This window comes from Limnobacter sp., from assembly GCF_043511195.1.
Taxonomy (GTDB): Bacteria; Pseudomonadota; Gammaproteobacteria; order Burkholderiales; family Burkholderiaceae_B; genus Limnobacter.
In genome coordinates, this window is sequence record NZ_CP121330.1 from 2,777,977 (window position 1) to 2,801,781 (window position 23,805).

The following is a 23,805-nucleotide window of genomic DNA, read 5'->3' on the forward strand; positions in this document are numbered from 1 at the left end:
TGAAATTTCGCGAATACTTTGTTCAATCAAGTAGATGGTGTGAGCCACTCAAATCAAGTTCGGTGCTTTTTAGTATGGCTTGTTTGGATCAAGAGGAAAGTTGTATTTCCAAGGCTCATACCATGGCCTGCCTAACGAAAAATTGATCATAAAGCGTTTTTTGTTAGGGTGTTGCTTATCTCCATAACAGGCAATTCCAACAGCGATTTGATACTTGTCGGGAACATGCCAGAAAGTGGCATTCGATCTACATTCTTCAATTCTATTTATCCAATCTAGTGTGTTTTCGTATGCGGGTTCCTCGGGGTCAGTAGGAAGCCATCCGGACTTTCTCCATTGATTCTGCAGATCCAGCACGATATCCAAGGCCTCCTGTAGCGGTAAAGGTTCTACTTGGGGGGACATTCGGACCGATCGAATTGAAGCATCGTCGTCAAACGAAACAGTAAAAAACTTTGCAGGCGGTGTAACAAAGCCGTGTTTGGGGTCAGCAAACCTCAAGTAAGCGAGTTCTTTAGGCATCCGATACCAAATTTCATTGGGTATGTGATCAGCAATTTCTGCTGTTGATCTAGCCTGCATGTCTTTCCACGGCTCACCGATTATTAATGCAATTTCCTTGGCTGGCGTCAGCATTTCAGCTGCTTTGCAAGCACCTACTACAAGAAGTGTTGCGGCAAATACAGCAAGAATTTTGTGGTGCCTGATCCACTGAAACAGATTGTTGTGCACTGTCATCGAATGGCGTTTCCGTTTGAAATTTCACCGAGGCTTTGTTCAATCAAGTGTCGGTTTCCGTTTTTTAGCAGGTTGTGGAATTGCCTCGCTGCACGCAATACAAAAGGCATGCGTTCATCCAGATTGGCAAGGTTTGCAAAAGCACTGGTGCTGAATTCAATGCTGCGGCCATCTTGCAAGGGTACACATTGATTGGCCAGTGTCAGTTGAACGGGTTGTTCAAGCCCTGTGGAAATATTGGTGACGTGCCTGACGAAATCCGGAGTAAATCTCATTTGCCGTGCGGTGTTGAATTGTCAGTATCTGAGTCGTAGTCGATGTATTTGCCAATGGCCATTGTGATCAGGTAACGCTTTTCGTATGGATGACGACTGTCTTTGAAACACCCAATCGAAATTAAAATTGAATAAAAATCTCTAGCCTGCCAATAAGTGCTGTAGGCGGTACATTGTTCAATGGCTTTGCGCCACTCGGTGTTGTCCTCATAGGGTGGATTCTCGATTGGGTCTTCAAGTTCCCACCCGGACTTTCTCCATTGATTTTGCAGATCCAGCACGATATCCAAGGACTCCTGAAGTGGCAGCGGCTCAACTTGGGGGGACATTCGGACTGAGTACACAAAGCCACGGTTAAATGAAATACTGAAGCATTTTGCCGGGGGGGTAACAAACTCATACTTTGGATCAGCAAACTTTAAATATGCAAGGTCTTTAGGCACTCGGTACCAAATTTCATTGGGTATGTCATCGGCAATCTCAGCAGTTGATCTGGCCTGCATGTCTTTCCATGGTTCGCCAATAATCAAAGCGATTTCCTTGGCTGGCATCAGTATTTCAGCTGCCTTGCAAGCACCAACTACAAGAAGTGTTGCGGCAAATACAGCGAGAATTTTGTGCTGTCTGACCCACTGAAATAGATTGTTCTGTACTGTCATCGAATAGCGCTTCCATTTGAAATTTCCCCCAGGCTTTGTTCAATCAAGTGCCGGTTTCCGCTTTTTAGCAGGTTGTGGAATTGCTTTGCTGCGCGCAATACAAAGGGCATGCGTTCATCCAGATTGGCAAGGTTTGCAAAAGCACCGGTGCTGAATTCAATGCTGCGGCCATCTTGCAAGGGCGAGCATTGATTGGCCAGTGTCAGTTGAACCGGTTGTTCAAGCCCTGTGGAAATATTGGTGACATAGGCCAGTGAACTAGCCGCCTGGTTGCTTTGCAACAACCCCCGCATCAGAAAATCCTCGTAAATGGCGGGTTGTAGAATATTCTGTTGCTCATGAAATGCAAGTAAGCGGACGCTTTCAAAAATATCCCCAGCTTCAATGGCTTCGAATGCTGGAATAATTTCGGGGAATCTCAAACCGAACTCGACCTTTTCCTGAATTGGCCACAGCACAGGAAATTTTGGATGCCCATAGATTTTTTCTCGCTTATCCAAACACTTTTTCATTTCCCCAATCCCCCGCTTTTTGTAAAACATGTGCAGCGGGTAAATGTCCAGAAACAAGGCGGTGTTGCCCAGGGCCAGGGTGTCGAACACATACTTCATCGACACCTCTGCACCTTCCATGCCGCCACGCACACCAGCTGATCCAATTTTTGCACCGGGCGGTACCCAAGGTTTTCGTTCAATATTCTCCAGTTCGCGCTGGGTGCGGTTGATCTGTTCCATGCCTGTGGCTGCGTGTAACAGGCCACAGCCCACCTGTTTGGATGCAAAAGCCGCAAGCCCGGCCCATTCAAAGCGGCTGTCGGCTTTCCATAGCGCTGCATATGCCGCATTAATGCGCCTGTTGCGCGCAATGGGGTCGGCAATCAACACGCCGCCGGGGGCAACAATGTGCTGGGCTTCGCGCTGGTAAATGCGCCACAGGCAGTCGCAGGTTAATACTTCAACTTCCGCAATCAGTTTTTCGGTGTTGTCGTAGCGGTCGGTGCTGTAGCACTTGCACTTGTCCAGCGTGCGCGCGCCTTTGTGTAGCAGAAGGTCGTCGCTAAGCAGGTGGGGAAAGCAATTGTTGGTCATGGCATGGTGTGCACAATCAATTCTGCCTGAACGGTTTTGTTGACCACCAGTTTGCGGGTCAAACCTTCGGCGTTGGTGTGCCCCGATTCAACTGCGCCAGTGGACAACTTGATGCTGTAGGGCACGCCTTCCAACGGTTCTTGGGTTTCATGGTGCCGAATTACAAACTGCACCACTTTGTCGTCGGTTTGATTGCCCAAGGGGTTGTCGGGGATTTGCTGTTCCGCAATTCGGGCAACAGAACCTGTTGGCGCGGCGTGGGTGGTGCTGGCTTGCGAGGCAATCAACGAAGCACCGCACGCGGTTTTCATGCCTTCATAGGCCAGGGGCACATTGTTGAATGTGTGAGCTGGGTTGCCCTGCGCAATCGGGAACACGCCCTTGCACAGCGGGCAGGCCACCTTGTGGCCCATGGCGGCCACTGCACGGCCTTCAACGGTGTAAAACGGAAAGCCTTCAAGCACTGTGCCACCATGGCTGGTGGTGTCGCCTTGGCGAATCATCAATGGCATGGTTTTGCCCTGTTCGGTCAATAACCGAACAAGTTAACATGCCGCGTTTTGGATGGAAAAAGGTGCCACCACAAGTGGTGAGAGTGGGTTGGTTCTGGGTTAACCCAAACGCTTACGCCTGCGTATCACCGCAATTCGAACGCCAATGTTCCAGGCCACGCGAACGCTGATGTAACCCAATATTGACAAGGTCACCATGAGTGCGGGCAGCCCCACCGCCAGCGATGGCCCCATGGAGAACATCCAGTCCAGGAAAGCGCGTGACGAATCCAACCAAGCGGACCAGTTCCAGTGTGGTGCAGGTTGAATATTGGCCTGCCCTATCCCGCCAAGAAGAAAGTCACCATAAGCGACAGCAATCAGATAAAGCGGCACAATCGTGATCGGGTTGGTATACAGGGTGACGACAAACGCCACTGGCATGTTCACCTTGCCCACCAGCACCCAAATGAGAGAACCGAAAATTTGAAAAGGCCCGGGGATCAACCCGCAAAACAGGCCAGCAGCCACACCACCCGCGATACTTTTTCGATTCAAGGCCCAAATATTCGGGTGCCCCAAGAAGCGTTTGAATGGCCGTGCCCAAGCCAGGCGATCGAAATGATCGGGCGTGGGCAGGTACTTGCGAATTTTCCGACGAAACATGGCAAACTTTAAAGTATGTGGACCGACACGCACCTACACCTTGATGCTTCTGAATACGACAGTGATCGCACTGCTGTGGTTCAGCGTGCGCGTGAATTGCATGTTACCCGCTTTGTATTGCCCGCCGTGGGCGCATTCAATTTTGATACCGTAAAAAAATTGGCCCACCACACCGCAGGCGCGGTTTATTGCCTGGGCATACACCCCATGTTTGTAGACAATGCGCGCGAAGAAGATTTGCTGACCTTGAAGCAAAAAATTCAGCTATCAATTGATGACCCCAAGTTTGCGGGCATCGGGGAAATAGGTCTGGATGGGTTTGTGCCTGGCCTGAATTGGGAAAAGCAGGTGCGGTTTTTCAACGCTCAATTGAAGCTGGCCCGCGATTTTGATTTGCCCGTGGTCATGCATGTGCGCAAGGCACAAGACCCAGTTTTAAAAAGCCTGCGTGTTTATAAACCACGCAGCGGCATTGCCCACGCGTTTAACGGCAGCTTTCAGCAAGCTGAACATTTTTTGAATTTGAACATGTGCCTTGGCTTTGGCGGTGCAAGCACATTCACGCGGGCACTGCAGCTGCGGCGACTGGCTACCGAGCTGCCCGAGCATGCCATGGTGCTTGAAACCGATGGGCCTGACATTGCACCTGAATGGATCAACAAACAACGCAACGCACCGGAGCATTTGCCCCGAATTGCACAGACCATTGCGCAATTGCGCGGGCTGAGTTTACAAGAACTTTCAGCGCAAACAGAACGAAACGCACAACGCGTACTGCCCGCACTCGCCCTGCAAAGCTAACCAAAACCATCACCCAAATTCGATCACCATTGGTGAACTTGAACACATTGGTGCACGCTTGTGGGCTTGCCTCCACACCAATACCAAGTCGTGCCTTCCCTGCCGTTGTTCACAACAGCTTACTTGCTAAGCCTTCTGCTATTCCACAGCCAAACCACTCTGCCATGGACTTGGGTAAAAGTTCATCAAGCGCTGGGCGGAAACAGTCTCATTCTGTTCGCATGGGCAGCAAGTTTCCTGATGCTTGGTATTCGCGGCGGCGTCAGCAAATCCATCCTCGAGAAAATAAGCTGGTTTATTCTGGGTGCTGTCATGGCGCAAATGTGCGCGGGCCTTCAAGCGGCTGCACATCAACACGCACAGGTCCCCTTGAGTTGCAACAAACAAAAAATCAAATCCGAATTCCGCCTGCTTGAAAAAACATTCCGCGACAACAGCGCACAAACCTGGCTGATTGAACACACACCAGAAAGCCCGTGGCTTAAGAGTGACTGCCTGATGAACGGCGCTCGTTTGCAAGTTTTTGTTGAGAATGCAACCACTTACCAAAAACTGCTACCAGGAGAGTTTTTCCGGGCAATGGTTCGCATCAAATCGCCCAAAGCACCTTTGCAGCTGGAAGGTTTCGATGTTCACCGCCACTGGTTTGCCAATCGAATCGCTGGCACCGCCCAATTGAAAGGCGAGCTGGAGAAATTACCTGAAGCAGCCATGCTGAATCCGTTGGTGTGGATGGAGCGTGCTCGTCTGCATGTTGCAAACACCATTGTGACCGCCCTGCAAAACCACCCCGAACGGGCTTTGGTGTTGGCCATGGTAGTCGGTGATCAAGGCTTGATCAGCGCCGAGGATCGTGAAATGTTCAATGCCACTGGCATTGCGCATTTGGTTGCCATTTCCGGTTTGCACATCACACTGTTTGCCATGCTGGCAGGCAAATTTCTCAGTGCGTTGTGGCGTCGCTCCTCATTGCTTTGTCTACTGCTACCCGCTCCATTGGCGGGCAGTGCCTTCGGTTTGCTGTTTGCAGTCCTGTACGGTTTGATTGCAGGTTGGGGCGTACCCGCCCAACGCACCGTGTTCATGCTGTTTGCATTGTTTGTGGGGCAGGTGCGCGCGGGGCATCAAAGCAGCTGGGACACATTTTTTCTCGCTTTGTTCTTAACCCTGGCGTTCGACAACTGGGCTGTACAGGATGCAGGTTTCATTCTCTCCTTCGGTGCCGTGGCACTGTTGATCCTCGTCACCCAAGGGCATTACTACTTCATTAAACCCCAGCATGAATTCATTGCCAACGCTTTGAAAGCCCAGTACACGGTCACCATTGGTTTGATACTTCCGTGCGCAATTTTATTCAACCAACAATCACTCATCAGCCCTGTGGCCAATGCCCTGTCCATTCCCTGGATGAGTTTTGTGAGCACGCCCCTGGCATTGATTGGCGGCTTGACGCAACAAGCATGGGCGCTGCTGCTGGCAGCCGACAGTCTTTCTGTACAGCGCGAATGGCTTGTCTATTTCAATGAATTGAGCTGGGCCACCGTACCGGTACACAACCAGCCTTGGTGGATCAATGCATTGGTGGCCACGGGTTGTCTGGTATTGATTTTACCTGCCGGACTTATTGCCCGGTGGGTCGGAATCGGGCTGATTGGCTTGCTGGCACTTCCGCCACCGCGGCCAGAACACAATGATTTCTGGATGACCCTGATGGATGTCGGCCAAGGCACAGCCATCAGCATTCAAACCCGGAAACACTTGCTGATTTACGACGCTGGCCCTGCTTTCAATTCGCGATCCGACTCGGCCAGGCGCGTGGTCCTGCCATGGATGGCCGCCCATGGATATCGGCAGGCCAATATGTTCATGCTGTCACATGACGATGCAGATCATTCCGGCGGTGCACCCCTGTTATTACAAAAATCAGTACCCGCTCAGTTTGCGTCGTCCATCGACAAACAACACCATTTAAACTTGCTCGCTCAAACTCTTCAAAGCAGCACCAGCAATTGCCACACCTTGAAGCCGTGGACCTGGGACGGGGTGACATTCACCCCACTCGGACTTCACTCACCCCACGATAAGTCCCAAAAGTTATTGGCAAAGAACAATCAAAGTTGCGTACTGAGAATCAGCAATACGCTGCACAGTGTGCTGTTGACGGGTGACATCGAAGCGATTTCGGAAATGACCTTGTTGGCACAACACGGGGCAAACGCGCTAAGGTCCCGGGTACTTGTAGTGCCCCACCATGGATCAAAAACGTCATCAACCACTCCGTTTCTTCGCGCTGTGCGGCCCGAGTACGCCCTCATACAATCTGGCTGGGAAAACCAGTTTGGTCATCCACACCGACACGTGATTGAACGATACGAAACCATGGGCGTCCAATGGTCCAATACCGCCCAAAATGGTGCAATGAAATGGAAGTTCAACCACATGAACGTTCAGCCTGAAGTGCTCAACGCACACCAGCAACGCCAGCGATACTGGCACATGCACGAAAGCGGTGCAAAAGGTCGTTAACACTGTTAACTTTATGCCTGAGCGCGACACAATCAGCCTGCATGCGCTTGGCATGCTTCTTGTTACTTCAAAACTACACAGAACAGGAATAATCAACTTATGTCAGCAACACCCTTCGACGAAATGTACACGCCCGGTGGCGAAATTCGCCCGCATTACCTGGATTTTTCGCGATGGCTGGAAATACAAACCCCTGAGAAATTGCAAAACAAGCGAGCCGAGGCAGATCTTATTTTCAGACGGGTGGGGATTACGTTTGCTGTGTATGGCGAAGAATCGGGAACGGAGCGATTAATTCCATTCGACATCGTGCCGCGCGTCATCAAGGCGTCTGAATGGAAAACACTGGAAGCCGGATTGCGCCAGCGTGTCCAAGCGCTAAACATGTTTTTGAAAGACATTTACAACGAGCAAAAAATACTGGGCACAGGGCTAATTCCGCCTGAACAGATTTTCAACAATGAACAATACCGCCCTGAAATGCAGGGCGTGAAAGTGGCTGGCGATATTTATGCCCACATTGCAGGTGTGGACGTGGTGCGTGCCGGTGAAGGCGAGTTTTATGTGCTCGAGGACAACCTGCGAGTGCCTTCAGGCGTCAGCTACATGCTCGAAAACCGGAAAATGATGATGCGCCTGTTTCCGGAACTGTTTGCCCGCAACCGCGTGGCCCCAGTGGAACATTACCCCGACAATTTGCTGGAAAACCTGCGTTCGGTCTCACCACAAAACAGCACCGACCCCACAGTGGTGTTGCTTACGCCAGGCATGTACAACTCGGCCTATTTCGAGCACGCCTTTCTGGCCCAGCAAATGGGCATTGAATTGGTGGAAGGAAAAGACATGTTTGTGGATGAGGAAGTGCTCTACATGCGCACCACTCAAGGTCCAAAACGTGTGGATGTCATTTACCGCAGGCTGGACGACGACTTTCTCGATCCACTGGCATTTCGCGAAGATTCACAACTGGGCGTTCCCGGCCTGTTGTCGGTGTACCGCGCAGGCAATGTCACACTGGCCAACGCCATAGGCACGGGTGTGGCCGATGACAAATCGATCTATCCTTATGTGCCTGACATGATTCGCTTTTATCTCAGCGAAGAACCGATTATTCAAAACGTACCCACTTGGCAATGCCGCAAACCCGAGCAATTGAAAGAGGTGCTGGACAAACTGCCTGAACTGGTCGTGAAAGAAGTGCATGGCGCGGGTGGATACGGCATGTTGGTAGGACCGGCATCCACCAAGGCGCAAATTGAAGACTTCCGCAAGAAACTCATTTCTGATCCTGCGAAATTCATTGCCCAACCCACACTGGCTTTGTCGACATGCCCCACCTTTGTGGAACAGGGCTTGGCGCCCCGCCACATTGACCTGCGCCCCTTTGTGTTATCGGGCAGCAAGGTCAGCCTGATCCCGGGCGGCCTAAGCCGGGTGGCGCTACGTGAGGGCTCGCTGGTGGTGAACAGCAGCCAGGGCGGTGGCACCAAAGACACTTGGGTACTGGAACGATAAGGAGCAATCAACATGCTAAGTAGAACTGCTGACCACTTGTTCTGGATGGCACGTTACATTGAACGTGCCGAGAACACAGCCCGCATGCTCGATGTCAACGTACAAACTGCCCTGCTTCCGCAAGACCCGGAGAATGCGGAACAAGGATGGCGAGCCATGCTGTCAATTTGCGAATTGACCGAAGCATTTGCGCAACGCCACGACGAGGTTAGCGCAGAGGCCGTGATTGACTTCATGGTCAAAGACCCCAGCAACCCCTCCAGCATTTATTGCTGCTTGCAAGGTGCCCGGGAAAACGCACGTGCGGTGCGTGGCGCACTCACCACCGAAGTTTGGGAAACCAACAACACCACCTGGCTTGAATTAAAAAAGGTATTGACTGACGGAACTGTAGAACGCGATCCATCCGAGTTTTTTGAATGGGTGAAGTTTCGCAGCCATTTGTCCCGGGGGGTGACCATTGGCACCATGTTGAAGGACGACGCATTTCGGTTTATTCGGCTGGGTACCTTTCTGGAACGTGCAGACAACACCGCGCGACTGTTGGATGTGAAGTTCCACAGCATGCCTTTTAGCCCTTTGGCCAACTTGAATACCGCCGACCCACATGCCGACTATTATCACTGGGCCGCGATTTTGCGTTCAGTGTCTGCGTTCGAAACTTACCGGAAGGTGTATCGGGATGTGATTACACCCGACCGTGTTGCCGAGCTGCTGATTTTACGTGATGACATGCCAAGGTCACTGTTGGCCTCGCTCAATGAAGTGTGTGCCAACCTGGAGATGATTCGAAACGACTATTCCGCATCCACTGAACGCCGCGCGGGTAAGCTGCGTGCAGAGTTGTTGTACAGCCAAATCGACGATATTTTGCAGATGGGTTTGCACGCTTATCTCACCAATTTCCTGGAGCGTGTGAACGATTTGGGCAACCGAATCAGCAAAGATTTCCTGGTGCCGCTTGAGGTATGAAGCTGCGTATTCAACACCACACCACTTATCGCTACACATGGCCCGTGCTGTACAGCATCCAGCATGTGCGCCTGACACCGCAGCAAGACAACAAGCAAAGAATCATCGACTGGAAAATAAAAACACCCTCGAAACATCACAGTGCGCGCGATCACCATGGCAATGCCGTACACACCTTCTCGGTCAATCAGCAACATCGGGAATTAACAGTACAGTCACAAGGGCAGGTTGAAATTGATCCACTTGACGATGGTTATACCCCGGCCCGCCAATTTTCACTCAACCCCCTGGTGTACACGCCCACAACGCCATTGACGCAGTACAGCGATGAGATGCGGGACTTTGCCAGTTTCGTGACCGATACCCACGTTCCATTTGCACATCGAATACTGACACTGGCGCATGCAGTAGCAGACCGGGTTGTGTACACCAAAGGCAGCACCACGGTGGCTGATTCTGCCATGCAAGCCTTCGAGAATGGTCAGGGTGTTTGTCAGGATCACTCGCATGTGATGCTGGCCTGCCTGCGTGCGCATCGCATTCCTGCGCGATATGTGAGTGGTTATTTTTTCAATCCCAATGTGGAGCAACACGACAGCCACGCGTGGGTCGAGGTGTTCGACGAAGATCGGCAGCAGTGGTTGGGGGTAGACGCCACGCACAAATCATTGGTGCAAGGCAATCACTGCCGCCTGGCTGTTGCCAAAGACTTCACGGGTGCATCGCCAATTCGCGGCATTCGCACTGGGGGTGGGCAAGAAAGTTTGGACGTTCAAGTGACCATTGAGCGGGTTGGTTAGATTACCAACTGGTTTTTATAGCCCGATCGGCTTGGGTTCCGCTTTCTAGAACGCTCGTTAACTGCCAAATCGGCTTGGGTTCCGATCTCTCGCCTGAAAACCTGTATTTCCCTTTTTGAAATTCCCCCTGACTCACCTCGCTCGGCAAAAAGGCGGGCCGAGTCTCGGTGCCGGCCGATGGCCGACCGTGGCGGGTGAATTCAAACGGGCAGGTTTTCTTGAAGGCGAAGCGATCGAAACACCGCCGCCGATTGGGCGCTGAACCCAGCGGTGAACATTCAAGTGCGGCTCAAGTAACCCATGCAGAGTGGGCAACAAACCGTGGCGGTGACCCAGAAAATCGGGATCTGCAGCCCACAAAGCGACGCTTACTGCGCCACCCACCCGCCGTCCATATTCCATGCAGCACCACGCACTTCCTGTGCATCGTCCGAGCACAAAAACACCACCAGCCCACCCAACTGCTCGGGTGTTACAAACTCTTGCGAAGGTTGCTTTTCACTCAACAAGCCCACTTTGGCATCTTCCACGGAAACGCCCTCTTTTTCCGCACGCGCATCAACCTGCGCCTGTACAAGCGGGGTCAGCACCCAGCCCGGGCACACCGCGTTGCAGGTAATACCGCTTTTCGCATTTTCCAAAGCCACTACCTTGGTCAGACCCACAATGCCGTGCTTGGCCGCCACATAAGCCGATTTGTTGGCCGACGCCACCAAACCATGCGCCGAAGCAATATTGACAATACGCCCCCAGTTGCGTGCCTGCATACCGGGCAAGGCCAATCGCGTGGTGTGGAAAGCCGCGCTCAGGTTGATCGCAATGACAGCATCCCACTTTGCAGGATCAAAGCTTTCCACCGGCGAAACATGTTGAATACCTGCGTTGTTCACCAAAACATCCAGACTGCCGAACAAAGCCTCTGTACTTCTCACCAAGTCTTCAACTTCAACCACCTTCGTCAAATCAGCGCCGTGGTAACCCACTTTCACGCCATAAGCAGCAATACTTTGCCTGGCCGCTTCAATTTGTTCAGGCGACCCAAAACCGTTGAGCATCACGTTCACGCCCTTGGCAGCCAGGCGCTGGGCAATACCCAAACCGATACCACTGGTCGAACCAGTGACCAACGCATTCATGTTCTTAAAATCCACGGATGAACCTCTTTCGATAATGAAACTCTGAAATACTGATTAAAACAATTCACTGGAGGGTATTGAACAATGCTGACAGCGCGCTTGCACACCGTGCAATGGTTAAGCCCGCAAGGCTTACACAATTTAGCCTACCGCGAATGGGGCGACCCCGACAACCCACATGTGCTGTTGTGTGTGCATGGACTCACCCGCAGCAGTGCTGATTTTGAAGCGCTGGCCCAGGAATTGGGCAAATCCATACGCGTTGTAGCAGCCGACATGCCAGGCCGGGGGAAATCGGATTGCTTGGCTGATCCTGCCCTGTATGGCGTACCCACCTATGTTGGCGCCTGTGTGGCACTGGTGGCCCGTTTAAATGCAGAGACACTGGACTGGTTGGGTACCTCCATGGGTGGGCTGATCGGCATGGGCTATGCTAGCCTGCCCAAAAACCCCATTCGAAAGCTGATATTGAATGATGTTGGGCCAAGCCTGAATTTCAGCGCTTTGCAACGCATTGGCGATTACGTTGGGAAACCCGTTCAATTTCAAACACTTCAAGAAGCACGCCTTTATATTCGAACAATTTCCCAACCCTTTGGCCCACACTCTGAATCGCAATGGAATGAATTGTGCGATTCCGTGTTGATCGAAAAAAACGGACATTGGCAGCCTCACTACGACCCCGCAATCGGCCAGGCATTTCAAAACCTGTCAGAATCCACCACCTTGCTGCATGAAACTGCACTTTGGGCAGCATTTGATGCGATCAAGGCCGACACCTTGGTGGTGCGCGGGGAACACTCCGACCTGCTGTCGAAACAAACAGTGTCGGAAATGAGTCAACGTGGCCCCAGGCCACGCGTTATCGAGGTGCCGGGCGTTGGTCATGCCCCTACTTTCATGCAGAACGAGCAAATTAATATTGTTCGCGACTTTTTGTTTTAAACTGGTCTTAACGAATCCACCCAAGCACACATGGTTTCAGTTTCATCAACACTGGGCTCTGAAAAAAAAGGCAGCGCTTCTGCGCCTGCCCTGGTGTTGTTGAATAAATTTGACGCTGCCCGCGTTGAGGAAGCACTCAACTACGCCCGGGCTCATGCGGCCGATCATCTTCTGGACACCCAAGAATCTGCCATTCAACACATGCTGGCGGTGGCCGACCTGTTGGCTGAGCTGCGAGCTGACGCCAACACCCGAATTGCCGGTGCTTTGGGCCCCTTGGTGTTTTTCGACAAACACCTTGAAAGCCAAATGGAGAAGAAATTTGGGGACGAGGTAGGCCGCATGCTGGCCAGCCTGCGCAAGCTTTTCAAAATGCGATCCATGGTGGGTCCCAGTGCCAGCCGCACCACCATTGAAACCTTGCGCTGGGCCGATCAAATTGAAACCCTGCGCAAAATGTTGTTGGCCATGTCCACCGACATTCGCGTCATCATGATTCGTTTGTGCTCGCGTCTTCAAACCCTGCGGCACTTCACCAGTCACGACGACATCAAAAACGAAAAAGGTCCTTTGTGGGCCTATGCCGTGTCGCACGCGCAAGAAACCCTTGACCTGTATGCACCCTTGGCCAACCGCTTGGGCCTGTGGCAACTGAAGTGGGAACTTGAGGACTTGTCATTCCGCATTTTGCAACCGAACACGTACAAAAACGTGGCGAAAATGCTGGATGAAAAGCGCATTGAGCGCGAAGCCTTCATTGAATCTGCAATGACAAGTATCAAGGAAAACCTGCTGCTTGCCGGTATTCATTGCGAAATCACCGGTCGCCCAAAACACATCTACAGCATTTGGAACAAAATGCGTGGCAAAGGCGTCAGCTTTGACAAGCTGTACGATGTGCGTGCCTGCCGGGTGATTTTAGACACAGTCGATGACTGCTACACAGCCTTGGGAATTGTTCACAACTTGTGGACCCCCATTTCCGAGGAGTTTGACGACTACATCAGCAAACCCAAGCCCAACGGTTATCAAAGCCTGCACACCGTGGTGCAGGACGAAACCGGTAAAACACTCGAGGTGCAAATTCGCACTGAGGCCATGCATCAGTTCGCTGAATATGGTGTGGCTGCGCATTGGCGCTACAAAGAATCGGGCAAAGACGGTTACACCGGCGAAAGTCGCGCTGAGGGTCAGTTTGAGGAACGCATTGCCTTGTTGCGCCAACTGCTGGCGTGGCAAAAAGATGTGACCGACACCATGGGCGAGGCCAGCGACTGGGCGCAGGAAATGAAAACCAGCGCCCTGAATGATCGGGTGTACGTGTTCACTCCGCAAGCCAAAGTGGTGGAATTGCCCACTGGCAGCACACCACTCGATTTTGCCTACCATGTACACACCGAGCTGGGTCACCGCTGCCGGGGTGCCAAGGTAAACGGGCAAATGGTGCAATTAAACACCCCGCTGGACAACGGCCAAACTGTGGAAATTGTGAGCGCGCGGGGCGACGCGGCCACCGGGCCTTCCCGCGACTGGCTAAACCCGACCCAAAAGTACCTGATCAGCCACCGCGCACGCCAAAAGGTAAAGCAGTGGTTTGCACAACAAGAACGCAAAGAAACGCTTGAACGCGGCCGTGCTATTGCCGAGCGCGAACTTCAACGCATTGGGCAAACCGCACAAAACCTGGAGTTGTTGGCCCAGAAGCTGGGATACGAGAAACCCGATGACTTGTATGTTGCGCTGGCCCGTGAAGAAATACGACCCCGCGCGATCGAAAATGCATTGCGGGCCGACCTGCAACCCTCGGGCCCCTTGTCCGACGAAGAACAGATTGAAATTCTTAACAAGCGCAAAGCCGGCTCATTGGGCAACTCAACGGGCAAAGAATCGGGCGTGTTGGTGGTGGGTGTCAGCACCCTGATGACCAACCTGGCCCGGTGCTGTCGCCCTGCTCCACCCGATCCCATTATCGGTTTTGTAACCCGTGGCAAAGGTGTATCCATTCACCGCCTGGGCTGCTCCAACCTGGCCGAGGTCATGCGTCGCCAACCCGAGCGCCTGATTGACACCACCTGGGGAGAATCCTCGGGCCTTCATTACCCGGTCGACATTGCAGTGACCGCGAATGACAGGCAAGGTTTGTTGCGCGATATCACTGAAGTGTTTTCAAAAGACAAAATCAACGTGATTGGCGTGCAAACTGAAACACAACGCGGGGTTGCCAAAATGCAATTCACCGCTGAAGTCAACAGCGGTGAACAATTGCGAGGCGCACTGACACACCTGCTCGAAGTCAACGGGGTGTTTGAAGTGCGGCGACGCTAATTCAACTTGATTCCGGCGGGCTGACAGGTTCCCTGTGTTCCACAAAACTGGCCGCCAGTGTTGTTAACAAATAATTCTGCGAGTTCATGCGGCGCGCTCCCGTGGGCTTCTTGCGGGTGTAATTCCCCTGAGAATCCATGGTCCACGCCAGAATGTTGTCAGCCAGCAAAGCTTTCAATCCTTCGTCAATCACGCGCTTTTTCAGTTTCTTGTCGGCAACCGGTACGGCCAATTCCACACGCCTGAAGAAATTTCTGTCCATCCAGTCTGCGCTGGAAATAAAGACTTCTTCATCGCCATCATTGCTGAAGTAAAACACTCGACTGTGTTCCAGCAAACGACCCACCACAGAGCGAACAGTGATGTTCTCGCTTAGGTTCGGAACTCCGGGACGCAGCGCGCACACACCCCGAACGATCAAATCAATTTTTACACCGGCTTGCGAAGCCGCATACAACTCATTGATCAAATTCGGCTCGAGCAAGGCATTCATGCGCGCCATAATCCGACATTTTTTACCGGCTTTGGCCAGCTCAGCCTCTTTTCGTACTGCTATCACCACATTGCTGTGCAAATTAAAGGGCGAATTCCATATTTTGTTTAACTTGCGGGCACGGCCCAAACCAGTCAAATGGTTAAACACCTCGTGCACATCGTGCCCCAACGATTCATCACAGGAAAACAAACCAAAATCGGTGTACAAACGCGCAGTTTTTGGGTGGTAGTTACCGGTACCCAAGTGAACATACCGACGCAGTATCACCTTGCCGGTCTCGGTTTTTTCACGGCGAACCACCATCACCATTTTGGCGTGGGTTTTCTGCCCCACCACCCCATACACCACATGAGCACCCACGCGCTCAAGCTTGGATGCCCAGTTGATATTGGCTTCTTCATCAAAACGGGCCATCAACTCCAGCACCACCGTCACTTCCTTGCCACTGCGGGCTGCAGCCAACAAGCTGTCCATCAACACCGATTCAGTGCCCGTGCGGTATATGGTCTGCTTGATAGCCACCACATCGGGGTCAGTCGCAGCCTTCTTGATGAATTCCAGCACAGGGCTAAAACTTTGATAAGGGTGATGAAGCAATACATCGCCCTTTTGAATCGCCTTGAAGATATCAGGCTGCTTCACCAGTGCTTCAGGTCGCCCTGGCGCGAAAGGCGCAAACTTTAAATCAGGGCGATCCACCCAGTCTGGCAACTGCATCAAGCGCACCAAATTCACCGGGCCGTTTACGCGATACAGGGCCTGTTCAGACAGCCCGAACTCCTTCAACAGACGTGAAGTCATGTCGGCTGACGTTTGATCGCTTACCTCAAGACGCACAGCATCGCCAAAATGTCGCTGCGACAACTCGCCCTGCAAAGCCACACGCAGATTGGTGATTTCTTCTTCATCCACATAAAGGTCACTGTTGCGGGTTACGCGAAACTGGTACACACCGTGCACTTCCATGCCCGGGAAAAGTTCGGGAATAAAGGCCTGCAAAATCGAGGTCAACATCACAAAACCATGTTCGTAACCCGACAAATTGGACGGCATGCGAACAAGGCGTGGCAAAGCGCGTGGGGCCTGCACAATGGCCACATTCGATGCTCGACCAAACGCATCTTGGCCAGTCAATTCAACAGCAAAATTCAAGGATTTGTTCAGCACACGTGGAAACGGGTGTGCGGGGTCGAGTCCAATCGGCGTTAAAACAGGCAACACCTCGTGCCGGAAGTATTGGCGAGCCCAGTGTGCCTGCTCCTCATTCCAGGTCGCCAGTGTCATCAAGGCAATGCTTTCCTCCCGAAGGGCGGGCAACACCGATTCATTGAGCAAACGGTACTGCTGCCCAACAATTTCTTGCGAGGCCACAGAAACCCGGTGCAATGTTTCCAGTGCGCTCAAGCCGTCTTTGTCGGTGAATTCCGGATTTTGCCGGATTTGTTCTTGCAACCCCGACACCCGGATCTCGAAGAACTCGTCCATGTTGCTGGACACGATGCACAGGTATTTCAAACGCTCCAGCAAAGGCACGCTCTCGTCTTCGGCCATGGCCAAAACCCGACGATTGAAGGCCAATACACCCAACTCGCGGTTCAAATACAATTCTTTATTGGGTGCTACGTCCGTGACGGTTGCTACTTTCAAGCAATACTCCAAGTGTCGATGCGTTACCCTTGATGGTATTTCAAAAATGTGACAAACATTTGAAAGTGGTCAAATGGCCACAAACAAAACCAGGGTGCTTCATTTGTGGCATCCTAGCGCCTGACCCGAATCACAGACCACACAATGTCCAAGCCACGCCAGTTGATTGCCGCCGTTGACATGGGTTCCAGCAGCTTTCGAATGATTGTTGCCCGAGTGGAAGAGCTCAACGGGCAATCCCAAATTTACATCATTGATACCCTTCGAGAACCCGTTCGTTTGGGTGCAGGCCTGAACGCTCAGAAGTGCCTGGACGAAGACTCCCAAGAGCGCGCTCTTGGCGCGTTGAGCCGTTTTGGCGAACGTTTGCGCTCGTTCAAGCCGGGCGAGGTGCGTGCCGTCGCCACGAACGCAGTGCGGGTGGCGCGCAATGCTGCCGAATTTATTGCCAAGGCTGAAGCCGCGCTGGGATTCCCGATCGATGTAATTTCGGGTGTTGAGGAGGCTCGCCTGGTGTACTGCGGTGTTGCCCACCAATTGCCCATTGGACAGGGCAAGCGCCTGGTGGTCGACATTGGTGGGGGCTCCACTGAATTCATTATTGGCGAAGACTACGAGCCCGAAGCCATGGAAAGTTTGTACATTGGTTGCGTGAGCACTGCCCAGCAATACTTTACCGATGGCAGCATCAGCCCCCGCGCCATGAAAAACGCCATCATGGCGGCACGCAAAGAAGTTGCGGTACTGCGCCGCCAGATGCTGGACATGGGTTGGACTCACGCCATTGGATCTTCAGGCACAGCAAGGGCTTTGGCTGAAATATGCATTTCAAACGGGTTTACCCAACATGGCATGTCTGCTGAAGGCCTGAGGCTGATTCGAGAACATGTCACGGCAGCCGGGCACCTGGACAACATTACCCTTGAGGGGCTGAAGCTTGATCGCTTGCCCATGATGCCTGGCGGCCTTGCAGTGATGAGTGCCGTGTTTGAAGAGCTTGAAATTGAACAAATGGATGTGACCGATGGTGCGTTACGCCAAGGTTTGCTCTATGACATGCTGGGCCGCCAGCACAACGAAGACATGCGCGAAATTACAGTTGCGCAGTTTTTACACCGCTACAAAATTGACAGCAAACATGCGGGCAAGGTCAAAGTACTGGCCGAACTGTTATTCAAGCAACTAATGAAACAATTGCCCGAATTAAAAGAGCAGCTACCGATGCTGCATTGGGCTGCCATGTTGCACGAGATTGGTTTGTCGATTGGTCACAATGGTCACCACAAGCATGCTGCCTACATTCTCAGTAACGCAGACATGCCCGGGTTTTCAAAACGCGAACAACAATTGTTGTCGACTTGGGTGCTTGCTCACAACGGAAAACTGGGCAAGGTCAGCGACATCGCCAACACCGCCATTCACTGGGCAGCGCCCATGTGCTTGCGCCTTGCAGCCCTGTTTTTGCGCCGCAGGGAGGTAGAGGCCTTGCCCGAACTCAAGGTGAAGCTGCTTGAACAAGGCATTCAAATAAGTGTGCCTAAAAACTGGCTGATCACCCACCCCTTGACCCAATACAGCCTTGAAACAGAGGTTGAACAGTGGCAACGAATCGGGCTTGAACTGGAGGTGCGGACCCGGCGCTGAACCGGGCTTATTCAAACACGATCAGATAAAACCGAAGTGCCTTGCGTAACGTGGGCTCATCTTGTCGATTGACAACAGCATCATGAAGTCTGCGGTGTTGAAATCGGGATCCCATGCGGGCTCGCCACACACCACCGCGCCAAGGCGCAAATAACCTTTTACCAAGGGTGGCGGCTCAATTTCCACGTCGCAACGCAAGCGCTCAACCGGTAAACGGTTCTTAGGGAATACCTGGCAGCTGGCTTCGGCCAGGTGCGGCTCAAGCTGCTTGAACAGGCTGGCAGCCTGGTGGCCTCCATCGCGCAGGCTGACGCTTGCGCAACCAATCAGGTGCTTGTAGCCACCCAGCTTCATGTATTGCGCAATACCACTCCACAGCAGCATGATGGCCGCGCCATTGCGGTAATCCGGGTGTACGCAAGACCTGCCTACCTCAACGGTGGTTTTGCGCAACCTTTCAATGCGGTTCATGAAAAACTCGGTCTCTGAGTACCAGCATTTCAGGCGTGCCGCATTCTCTGGCGCGAGAATGCGGTAAGTACCCACCACTTCGCCGGTTTGGCTGTTTCTTACAAGAAGGTGATCACAGTAGGCATCAAACACATCATGATCAATCCCGTTACTACCCAGATCTGCACCATATTCTTCGGAAAAAATATTAAAACGTAGTTTTTGGGCCTCAAGCACCTCAGCGGCTGTTCTGGCCAGACAAACCTCCAGCGAAGGGGCCTGTGCGCGCGCAGGAGTACTTAGGTACAAGGCATTTCTCAAGGCATCTTGCTTGGTGACATCGTGCTTGATCGCTTCCATCCAAGGGTCCATTTGTCATTTCGATGACACGAAATGTACGGATTGCATGTGACAGTGCGATAAAAGAAATGTGAAGAAAAGGTGACTGAACTGAAAATGTTGCTTGACAAGCTTCAGGAAAAGCCTAAACTGGCTTCAGCAAAAAAAATTTGGCGCTACTTCAGGTCAGTTCAATTCAGGCAAACCGCTTAAGCAATAGTTCTGTTTCTCGAATTTCACCCAGTTTTTTAGCTATTTTGTTCAATTCAGAAATCCAGGATATTGCTATGTCTGATACCGTAACCGGTCAAGTTAAATTTTTCAACGAATCCAAAGGCTTTGGCTTCATTTCCCGTGAAAACGGTCCTGACGTGTTCGTACACTTCAGCGCCATTCAGGGCAACGGCTTCAAAACCTTGGCTGAAGGCCAGAAAGTGTCTTTCACTGTGACTCAAGGTCAGAAAGGCCCACAAGCTGAAAACGTAACAGCGCTGTAATTCTCGCGTCTACGTGAAAAAGCCGCCCTCGGGCGGCTTTTTTTATACCTGTCGTGTCAAGCCCAGGCCACAGGTTTTCTTTTGCTACCCGCCAGTTCCAGTGGCCTCGCCACGTTGCCATTCCAACCTTCGAGATGACAAGCGCCTTTGGCAGCCCCCATCAAAATGGCGGCTGGTATGGCAACCAAGAGCATTTGCGCAGCAGTGCTGATAATTGAAATTCCCAAGCCAATGGCACCAAAAGGTACATTCAAGGGGAATTTGACCTTGGTCAATGCCTCGGGCCCACCCAAGCCCACACCATTGCCCGCCGCCAGAGAAAGAAAAAGAAACGCATCGACTGCGGCCCAGATAGAGCTGGCCACTGCCCGGCCTATGCTGAAACTCGCCGTGCGGGAATTGGGTATTTTCAGTGCCGACTCGGTAATGTATCCCGCCAACTTGGCGATTGGACGGGTTAACTGATAATTCAGAGACATCAGAATGCCGTGATTAAACACCCTCAGCCCCTCGGACATCCGGGCCAAACTGCGCGTCACCGGCCCATATTGATGCGAGTTGTTCAGCATACTTTCCGCGCTGTAACGCAAGCTGGCTGCGGTTGGCCGAACTTGCGCCTGCCCACCCTCTTTCCTGACAAAACCAAGAACATGCACAAGACTGTTGAACACACCCTTGCGCAACGTCTCTGCGCCCTTCTCAACACAGTGGCGAAGATCCATGAAATTTTCGTGTGGATCAGAATGAACGGCAGAATGTTCGATCAAGTTGGTCAAAGCCAAAAAGTGATTTTCACGGGTCAACAGTTCGGCTTTGGCTGACTTGGCATCGAGAAAGTTGCCTGGTGTACTGCCAGTCGGGCTTAACTCCGTAAGATAAGACCCAATCGTTTTTTCAATGGCCTGCTTGATCTGTGCTTCGTTTTGACAATTGTTGGTGTTCTCAAGCAGCCGATTCAACAACAAAGGCAAACTATTTGCAGCACAGTATTTTTCGCCGATCTTGTATCGCAAGGCTTTTGCCAGCAAGGTGATGGCGCCTGGCTTGTTTTTGACGTCATTTAACAACAAAAAAATACGGTGAAGGTGCTTGTCCTTGTTGAACTGGATCAGGCCCGTCACTGCGCCACTCAAACTGGATTTTGAAGCGACCATGCAACTGCTTGCACCAAGTGCCAGAGACACCATGGCAGAGACCGCCGAAATTGCACTAAAGCTGCATGCAAGGGCGCGCATGTCAGCAAGCAATGCCTGCGACACATTGTTGAAAGCCCGGCCCAAACCCTCGGTGAATACCCCTCGGGAAAACAGTGCTACGGCGCCCGCGACCAAGGGGAGAGCAGCCAGGACACGCAGCTGGCTGGTGAAGGACTTGTCATCCCGATTGGGCGTTATTGCGATTTTGCTGAGTTTCAACAGCAAGCCAGTGGGCGCTGCACCTAGTTCAGTGACACCATTTGCGCAGTGGGCCCAGCGAGAAAGCTTGACCGCACGCTGATCTGGTTTGGACAAACCAAACTGGGGCTCACTTAATTCGGGGTTAAACCTTAAATTGTCTTGTCGGTAAAACCGTGCCTTGAGCAAGGCACTGTCAAAAACATTAACTGGTTTGCCGCCAACAGCATTTTTGTACTGCTCCGCAAACAATGCAGCGGATACCCGCTGGCTGCTTTCGTAAGCCGCCCGGTGATAACGCGCGTCTGCATTGTTACCCTCGATCCAGGCCCGCAGCCTGGATTGCCAGCCTTTGCGAACCAGCTGCCCATGGCCCAGCGATTTGTAGTTCGCTTTGCGAATGGTGTGAGCCCGACAGGCGGGCAAAGAAAAATCATCTTTCCTGGGCGAAAACCTTGATTCAACAGGCACAACCGCGCCTGAATGCGTTGAAACCAATGGTGGGGAGCCAGCCATTACTACTTCCTTTTCTTGAACTCAAGACAAGGATCGACAGTATTTTTTTTATTACGGTGCCACGAATCAACATGGCTGGCAAAATCTTGGACTCTTGCTCCCTCAGATGAGGGACAACACGTCGTTTAAATTGCGGCCAGTCGCCATGGGTTCTACATCCAGCCTTTCCAGAGGCAAACCAGCGCGGTTCACCCAGAGTGTGGGCAGACCAAACCAGGAGGCGCCGCATGCATCCCAGCAGTTGCTGGAAACAAACAAGGCCTCAGACGCTTGTAGCCCAAAGTGATTCAAACCCATTTGATACACAGCGCTGTGAATTTTGAAGGTTTGCAGCGAATCGACGGACAGTACGGCATCGAGCAGGTCCTGAAAGTTCGCCCCACGCACTGCCACGTTCAACATTTCTGTGTTGCCGTTGGACAGAATTGCAGTTTTGATGCCCCGACTTTTCAACGCTTGCAACACCGCTCTGTTCTCGGGATAAGCCGCAAGACTTGAATACACATTGAGCAAACGGCGCTGGCGTTCTTCGCTTAAATCAAGCTTGAGTGCCTCGCAGGCATAACGCAGCGCATCAATGGTGATGTCCCAAAAGGGCTTGTAGCGCCCAGCCATGGCACGCAGGCGCGTGTATTCAATTTGTTTATCGCGCCACAGCACGGATAGCGCTGCGCCCTGCCCGGGAAATATTTGCTCTGCAGTGCTAGAGACTGAATACACATCAAACAAGGTGCCATACGCATCAAAAAGTACCAATTTCGGAGTTGCCATTCATTACACCTTTCATTGCGAATTGATTAATCTCTAGTTTATTGAATTAAACCAGCATACTCTTTCAATTAATTGAAGACATTTTTACCTTTTACGCAAAAGCATGGATCACTTTAAACAAATTACCACCTTTGCGGCAGTGGCCACAAAAGGCAGCCTTTCGGCAGCGGCCAGGGATGAAGGCGTGGCACCGGCTGTGATCAGCAGACGCCTTGATGCACTCGAGGAACGCTTGGGCGTGAAACTTCTGATTCGCACCACCCGCACCTTGAACCTGACCTATGAGGGCTCAGCCTTTCTGGAGGACTGTCAGCGAATATTGAACGACCTGTCCAATGCCGAAGCCAGTGTAAGCCTGGGTGGCATCAAGGCCAGCGGTCACCTTCGCGTATCAGCACCGGGTGGTTTTGGAAGGCAGCACGTGGCGCCGTTGGTGCATGATTTCGTGCGCGAGCATCCAGAAGTCACTGTGTCGCTGGATTTGTCAGACCGGGTTGTGGATTTGTTGAATGAAAGCATGGACTGTGCAGTCCGCATTGGTGTGTTGCCTGACTCCAGCCTGGTCGGTGTGAAACTGGCAGACAACCAACGGCTGGTGGTTGCCACCCCAACCTACCTGCAACGGCACGGTTGTCCGCAGCACCCCAATGATTTGGCCCAACACAATTGTTTGAATCTGGTGAGCTCGGGCGCCCCAAGTGGCTGGCTGTTCACAATCAATGGCGAAGCCACACAAATCAGGGTAAGCGGCAGCCTGGCTTGCAATGACGGCTCATCGATTCTGGATTGGGCACTGGACGATGCCGGGCTGGCTTGGCGCAGCCGCTGGGAGGTGCAACAGCACCTTCGCCACGGCAGCCTGGTCACCGTTCTGGACGATTTCATTGCGCCACCCAATGCAATTTACGTTGTATTCCCTCAAAGGAAACACCTCCCCCTGCGCGTTCGCTTGTGGATCGATTTCCTGAAACACCGCTACAGCATTGACTCGTACTGGAACGCCTGAAACTTGAGGGCGATAAACCGTGAAAAGCCCCCTTTAATCTTTGAATTGATGTACAGGCAGGTGTAACAGAATCGCTATGGGGTGATTTGCCCCCAACACACAGCACTC

The 23,805-nt window shown here is 52.3% G+C and carries 21 protein-coding genes; 10 read left to right on the forward strand and 11 right to left on the reverse strand.

Annotated elements, in window-relative coordinates:
* Positions 1 to 69: 69 nt before the first annotated feature.
* The 6 genes from P0D43_RS13215 to P0D43_RS13240 form a co-directional block, all read right to left on the reverse strand.
* Positions 70 to 738, reverse strand: a complete 669-nt coding sequence (locus tag P0D43_RS13215) for a hypothetical protein (RefSeq protein ID WP_394672633.1) — start codon at positions 736 to 738, stop codon at positions 70 to 72.
* Positions 735 to 1,013, reverse strand: a complete 279-nt coding sequence (locus tag P0D43_RS13220) for a hypothetical protein (protein WP_394672634.1) — start codon at positions 1,011 to 1,013, stop codon at positions 735 to 737. Before P0D43_RS13220 ends, P0D43_RS13215 begins: the two co-directional genes overlap by 4 nt.
* Entirely contained in the window at positions 1,010 to 1,672 is a 663-nt protein-coding gene (locus tag P0D43_RS13225) for a hypothetical protein (protein WP_394672635.1), read from the reverse strand. The genes P0D43_RS13220 and P0D43_RS13225 overlap by 4 nt, the downstream gene beginning before the upstream one ends.
* On the reverse strand, positions 1,669 to 2,760 hold the full coding sequence (locus tag P0D43_RS13230) for a DUF2515 family protein (protein WP_394672636.1): 1,092 nt from the start codon (positions 2,758 to 2,760) through the stop codon (positions 1,669 to 1,671). Before P0D43_RS13230 ends, P0D43_RS13225 begins: the two co-directional genes overlap by 4 nt.
* The gene (locus P0D43_RS13235; protein WP_394672637.1) at positions 2,757 to 3,272 is read right to left on the reverse strand and encodes a PAAR domain-containing protein; all 516 of its coding nucleotides are present in this window, start codon (positions 3,270 to 3,272) and stop codon (positions 2,757 to 2,759) included. The genes P0D43_RS13230 and P0D43_RS13235 overlap by 4 nt, the downstream gene beginning before the upstream one ends.
* A 99-nt stretch (positions 3,273 to 3,371) precedes the next feature.
* Complete coding sequence (locus tag P0D43_RS13240; protein ID WP_159571551.1) at positions 3,372 to 3,917, reverse strand: DUF2062 domain-containing protein; 546 nt, start codon at positions 3,915 to 3,917, stop codon at positions 3,372 to 3,374.
* Positions 3,918 to 3,932: 15 nt separating this feature from the next.
* On the opposite strand from P0D43_RS13240, the gene P0D43_RS13245 reads away from it, so the two are divergent.
* From P0D43_RS13245 to P0D43_RS13265, 5 genes are all read left to right on the forward strand, one after another.
* Positions 3,933 to 4,718: a TatD family hydrolase gene (locus P0D43_RS13245; protein WP_394672638.1), complete on the forward strand. Its 786-nt coding sequence runs from the start codon at positions 3,933 to 3,935 to the stop codon at positions 4,716 to 4,718.
* A 240-nt stretch (positions 4,719 to 4,958) separates the two neighbouring features.
* Entirely contained in the window at positions 4,959 to 7,244 is a 2,286-nt protein-coding gene (locus P0D43_RS13250; RefSeq protein WP_394672639.1) for a DNA internalization-related competence protein ComEC/Rec2, read from the forward strand.
* Between the two features lie 99 nt (positions 7,245 to 7,343).
* Entirely contained in the window at positions 7,344 to 8,759 is a 1,416-nt protein-coding gene (locus tag P0D43_RS13255; protein WP_341237394.1) for a circularly permuted type 2 ATP-grasp protein, read from the forward strand.
* Positions 8,760 to 8,771: 12 nt separating this feature from the next.
* Entirely contained in the window at positions 8,772 to 9,731 is a 960-nt protein-coding gene (locus P0D43_RS13260; RefSeq protein ID WP_394672640.1) for an alpha-E domain-containing protein, read from the forward strand.
* Positions 9,728 to 10,531, forward strand: coding sequence for a transglutaminase N-terminal domain-containing protein (locus P0D43_RS13265; protein WP_394672641.1), 804 nt, complete (start codon positions 9,728 to 9,730; stop codon positions 10,529 to 10,531). Before P0D43_RS13260 ends, P0D43_RS13265 begins: the two co-directional genes overlap by 4 nt.
* A 368-nt stretch (positions 10,532 to 10,899) precedes the next feature.
* On the opposite strand, the gene P0D43_RS13270 is transcribed toward P0D43_RS13265, so the two are convergent.
* Positions 10,900 to 11,667, reverse strand: a complete 768-nt coding sequence (locus P0D43_RS13270; protein WP_341237414.1) for a 3-hydroxybutyrate dehydrogenase — start codon at positions 11,665 to 11,667, stop codon at positions 10,900 to 10,902.
* 84 nt (positions 11,668 to 11,751) lie between these two features.
* Between P0D43_RS13270 and P0D43_RS13275 the strand changes: the two genes are divergently transcribed.
* Entirely contained in the window at positions 11,752 to 12,612 is an 861-nt protein-coding gene (locus P0D43_RS13275) for an alpha/beta hydrolase (RefSeq protein WP_341237397.1), read from the forward strand.
* Positions 12,613 to 12,642: 30 nt separating this feature from the next.
* Positions 12,643 to 14,937, forward strand: a complete 2,295-nt coding sequence (locus P0D43_RS13280; protein ID WP_394672642.1) for a RelA/SpoT family protein — start codon at positions 12,643 to 12,645, stop codon at positions 14,935 to 14,937.
* Between the two features lies 1 nt (position 14,938).
* Here the strand turns inward: P0D43_RS13280 and ppk1 are convergent, their stop codons facing one another.
* Positions 14,939 to 17,080 (reverse strand): polyphosphate kinase 1, encoded by a 2,142-nt coding sequence (ppk1, locus tag P0D43_RS13285; RefSeq protein WP_394672643.1) that lies wholly within the window; start codon positions 17,078 to 17,080, stop codon positions 14,939 to 14,941.
* Between the two features lie 144 nt (positions 17,081 to 17,224).
* Between ppk1 and ppx the strand changes: the two genes are divergently transcribed.
* The gene (ppx, locus tag P0D43_RS13290) at positions 17,225 to 18,724 is read left to right on the forward strand and encodes an exopolyphosphatase (RefSeq protein ID WP_394672644.1); all 1,500 of its coding nucleotides are present in this window, start codon (positions 17,225 to 17,227) and stop codon (positions 18,722 to 18,724) included.
* Positions 18,725 to 18,745: 21 nt separating this feature from the next.
* Here ppx and P0D43_RS13295 read toward each other — a convergent pair whose 3' ends face one another.
* The gene (locus P0D43_RS13295; RefSeq protein WP_201301489.1) at positions 18,746 to 19,546 is read right to left on the reverse strand and encodes a GNAT family N-acetyltransferase; all 801 of its coding nucleotides are present in this window, start codon (positions 19,544 to 19,546) and stop codon (positions 18,746 to 18,748) included.
* A gap of 254 nt (positions 19,547 to 19,800) precedes the next feature.
* Between P0D43_RS13295 and P0D43_RS13300 the strand changes: the two genes are divergently transcribed.
* Positions 19,801 to 20,010: a cold-shock protein gene (locus P0D43_RS13300; protein WP_008251850.1), complete on the forward strand. Its 210-nt coding sequence runs from the start codon at positions 19,801 to 19,803 to the stop codon at positions 20,008 to 20,010.
* 56 nt (positions 20,011 to 20,066) lie between these two features.
* Here P0D43_RS13300 and P0D43_RS13305 read toward each other — a convergent pair whose 3' ends face one another.
* The gene (locus P0D43_RS13305) at positions 20,067 to 21,920 is read right to left on the reverse strand and encodes a hypothetical protein (protein ID WP_394672645.1); all 1,854 of its coding nucleotides are present in this window, start codon (positions 21,918 to 21,920) and stop codon (positions 20,067 to 20,069) included.
* Between the two features lie 102 nt (positions 21,921 to 22,022).
* A complete protein-coding gene (locus P0D43_RS13310; protein ID WP_159571583.1) occupies positions 22,023 to 22,691 on the reverse strand; it encodes a haloacid dehalogenase type II in 669 nt (222 codons plus the stop codon).
* Positions 22,692 to 22,794: 103 nt separating this feature from the next.
* On the opposite strand from P0D43_RS13310, the gene P0D43_RS13315 reads away from it, so the two are divergent.
* A complete protein-coding gene (locus tag P0D43_RS13315) occupies positions 22,795 to 23,697 on the forward strand; it encodes a LysR family transcriptional regulator (protein ID WP_394672646.1) in 903 nt (300 codons plus the stop codon).
* Positions 23,698 to 23,805 lie beyond the last annotated feature (108 nt).

What these genes read in the sequence shown, in the direction of transcription:
- ppx (WP_394672644.1), top strand. Translation starts at nt 17,225, where the DNA reads ATGTCCAAGCCACGCCAGTTGATTGCCGCCGTTGACATGGGTTCCAGC.
- P0D43_RS13310 (WP_159571583.1), bottom strand. Translation starts at nt 22,691, where the DNA reads ATGGCAACTCCGAAATTGGTACTTTTTGATGCGTATGGCACCTTGTTT.
- P0D43_RS13225 (WP_394672635.1), bottom strand. Translation starts at nt 1,672, where the DNA reads ATGACAGTACAGAACAATCTATTTCAGTGGGTCAGACAGCACAAAATT.
- P0D43_RS13270 (WP_341237414.1), bottom strand. Translation starts at nt 11,667, where the DNA reads ATGAATGCGTTGGTCACTGGTTCGACCAGTGGTATCGGTTTGGGTATT.
- P0D43_RS13250 (WP_394672639.1), top strand. Translation starts at nt 4,959, where the DNA reads ATGCTTGGTATTCGCGGCGGCGTCAGCAAATCCATCCTCGAGAAAATA.
- P0D43_RS13280 (WP_394672642.1), top strand. Translation starts at nt 12,643, where the DNA reads ATGGTTTCAGTTTCATCAACACTGGGCTCTGAAAAAAAAGGCAGCGCT.
- P0D43_RS13300 (WP_008251850.1), top strand. Translation starts at nt 19,801, where the DNA reads ATGTCTGATACCGTAACCGGTCAAGTTAAATTTTTCAACGAATCCAAA.
- P0D43_RS13260 (WP_394672640.1), top strand. Translation starts at nt 8,772, where the DNA reads ATGCTAAGTAGAACTGCTGACCACTTGTTCTGGATGGCACGTTACATT.
- P0D43_RS13230 (WP_394672636.1), bottom strand. Translation starts at nt 2,760, where the DNA reads ATGACCAACAATTGCTTTCCCCACCTGCTTAGCGACGACCTTCTGCTA.
- P0D43_RS13275 (WP_341237397.1), top strand. Translation starts at nt 11,752, where the DNA reads ATGCTGACAGCGCGCTTGCACACCGTGCAATGGTTAAGCCCGCAAGGC.
- P0D43_RS13235 (WP_394672637.1), bottom strand. Translation starts at nt 3,272, where the DNA reads ATGCCATTGATGATTCGCCAAGGCGACACCACCAGCCATGGTGGCACA.
- P0D43_RS13295 (WP_201301489.1), bottom strand. Translation starts at nt 19,546, where the DNA reads ATGGACCCTTGGATGGAAGCGATCAAGCACGATGTCACCAAGCAAGAT.
- P0D43_RS13215 (WP_394672633.1), bottom strand. Translation starts at nt 738, where the DNA reads ATGACAGTGCACAACAATCTGTTTCAGTGGATCAGGCACCACAAAATT.
- P0D43_RS13240 (WP_159571551.1), bottom strand. Translation starts at nt 3,917, where the DNA reads ATGTTTCGTCGGAAAATTCGCAAGTACCTGCCCACGCCCGATCATTTC.
- P0D43_RS13265 (WP_394672641.1), top strand. Translation starts at nt 9,728, where the DNA reads ATGAAGCTGCGTATTCAACACCACACCACTTATCGCTACACATGGCCC.
- P0D43_RS13220 (WP_394672634.1), bottom strand. Translation starts at nt 1,013, where the DNA reads ATGAGATTTACTCCGGATTTCGTCAGGCACGTCACCAATATTTCCACA.
- P0D43_RS13255 (WP_341237394.1), top strand. Translation starts at nt 7,344, where the DNA reads ATGTCAGCAACACCCTTCGACGAAATGTACACGCCCGGTGGCGAAATT.
- P0D43_RS13305 (WP_394672645.1), bottom strand. Translation starts at nt 21,920, where the DNA reads ATGGCTGGCTCCCCACCATTGGTTTCAACGCATTCAGGCGCGGTTGTG.
- P0D43_RS13315 (WP_394672646.1), top strand. Translation starts at nt 22,795, where the DNA reads ATGGATCACTTTAAACAAATTACCACCTTTGCGGCAGTGGCCACAAAA.
- P0D43_RS13245 (WP_394672638.1), top strand. Translation starts at nt 3,933, where the DNA reads ATGTGGACCGACACGCACCTACACCTTGATGCTTCTGAATACGACAGT.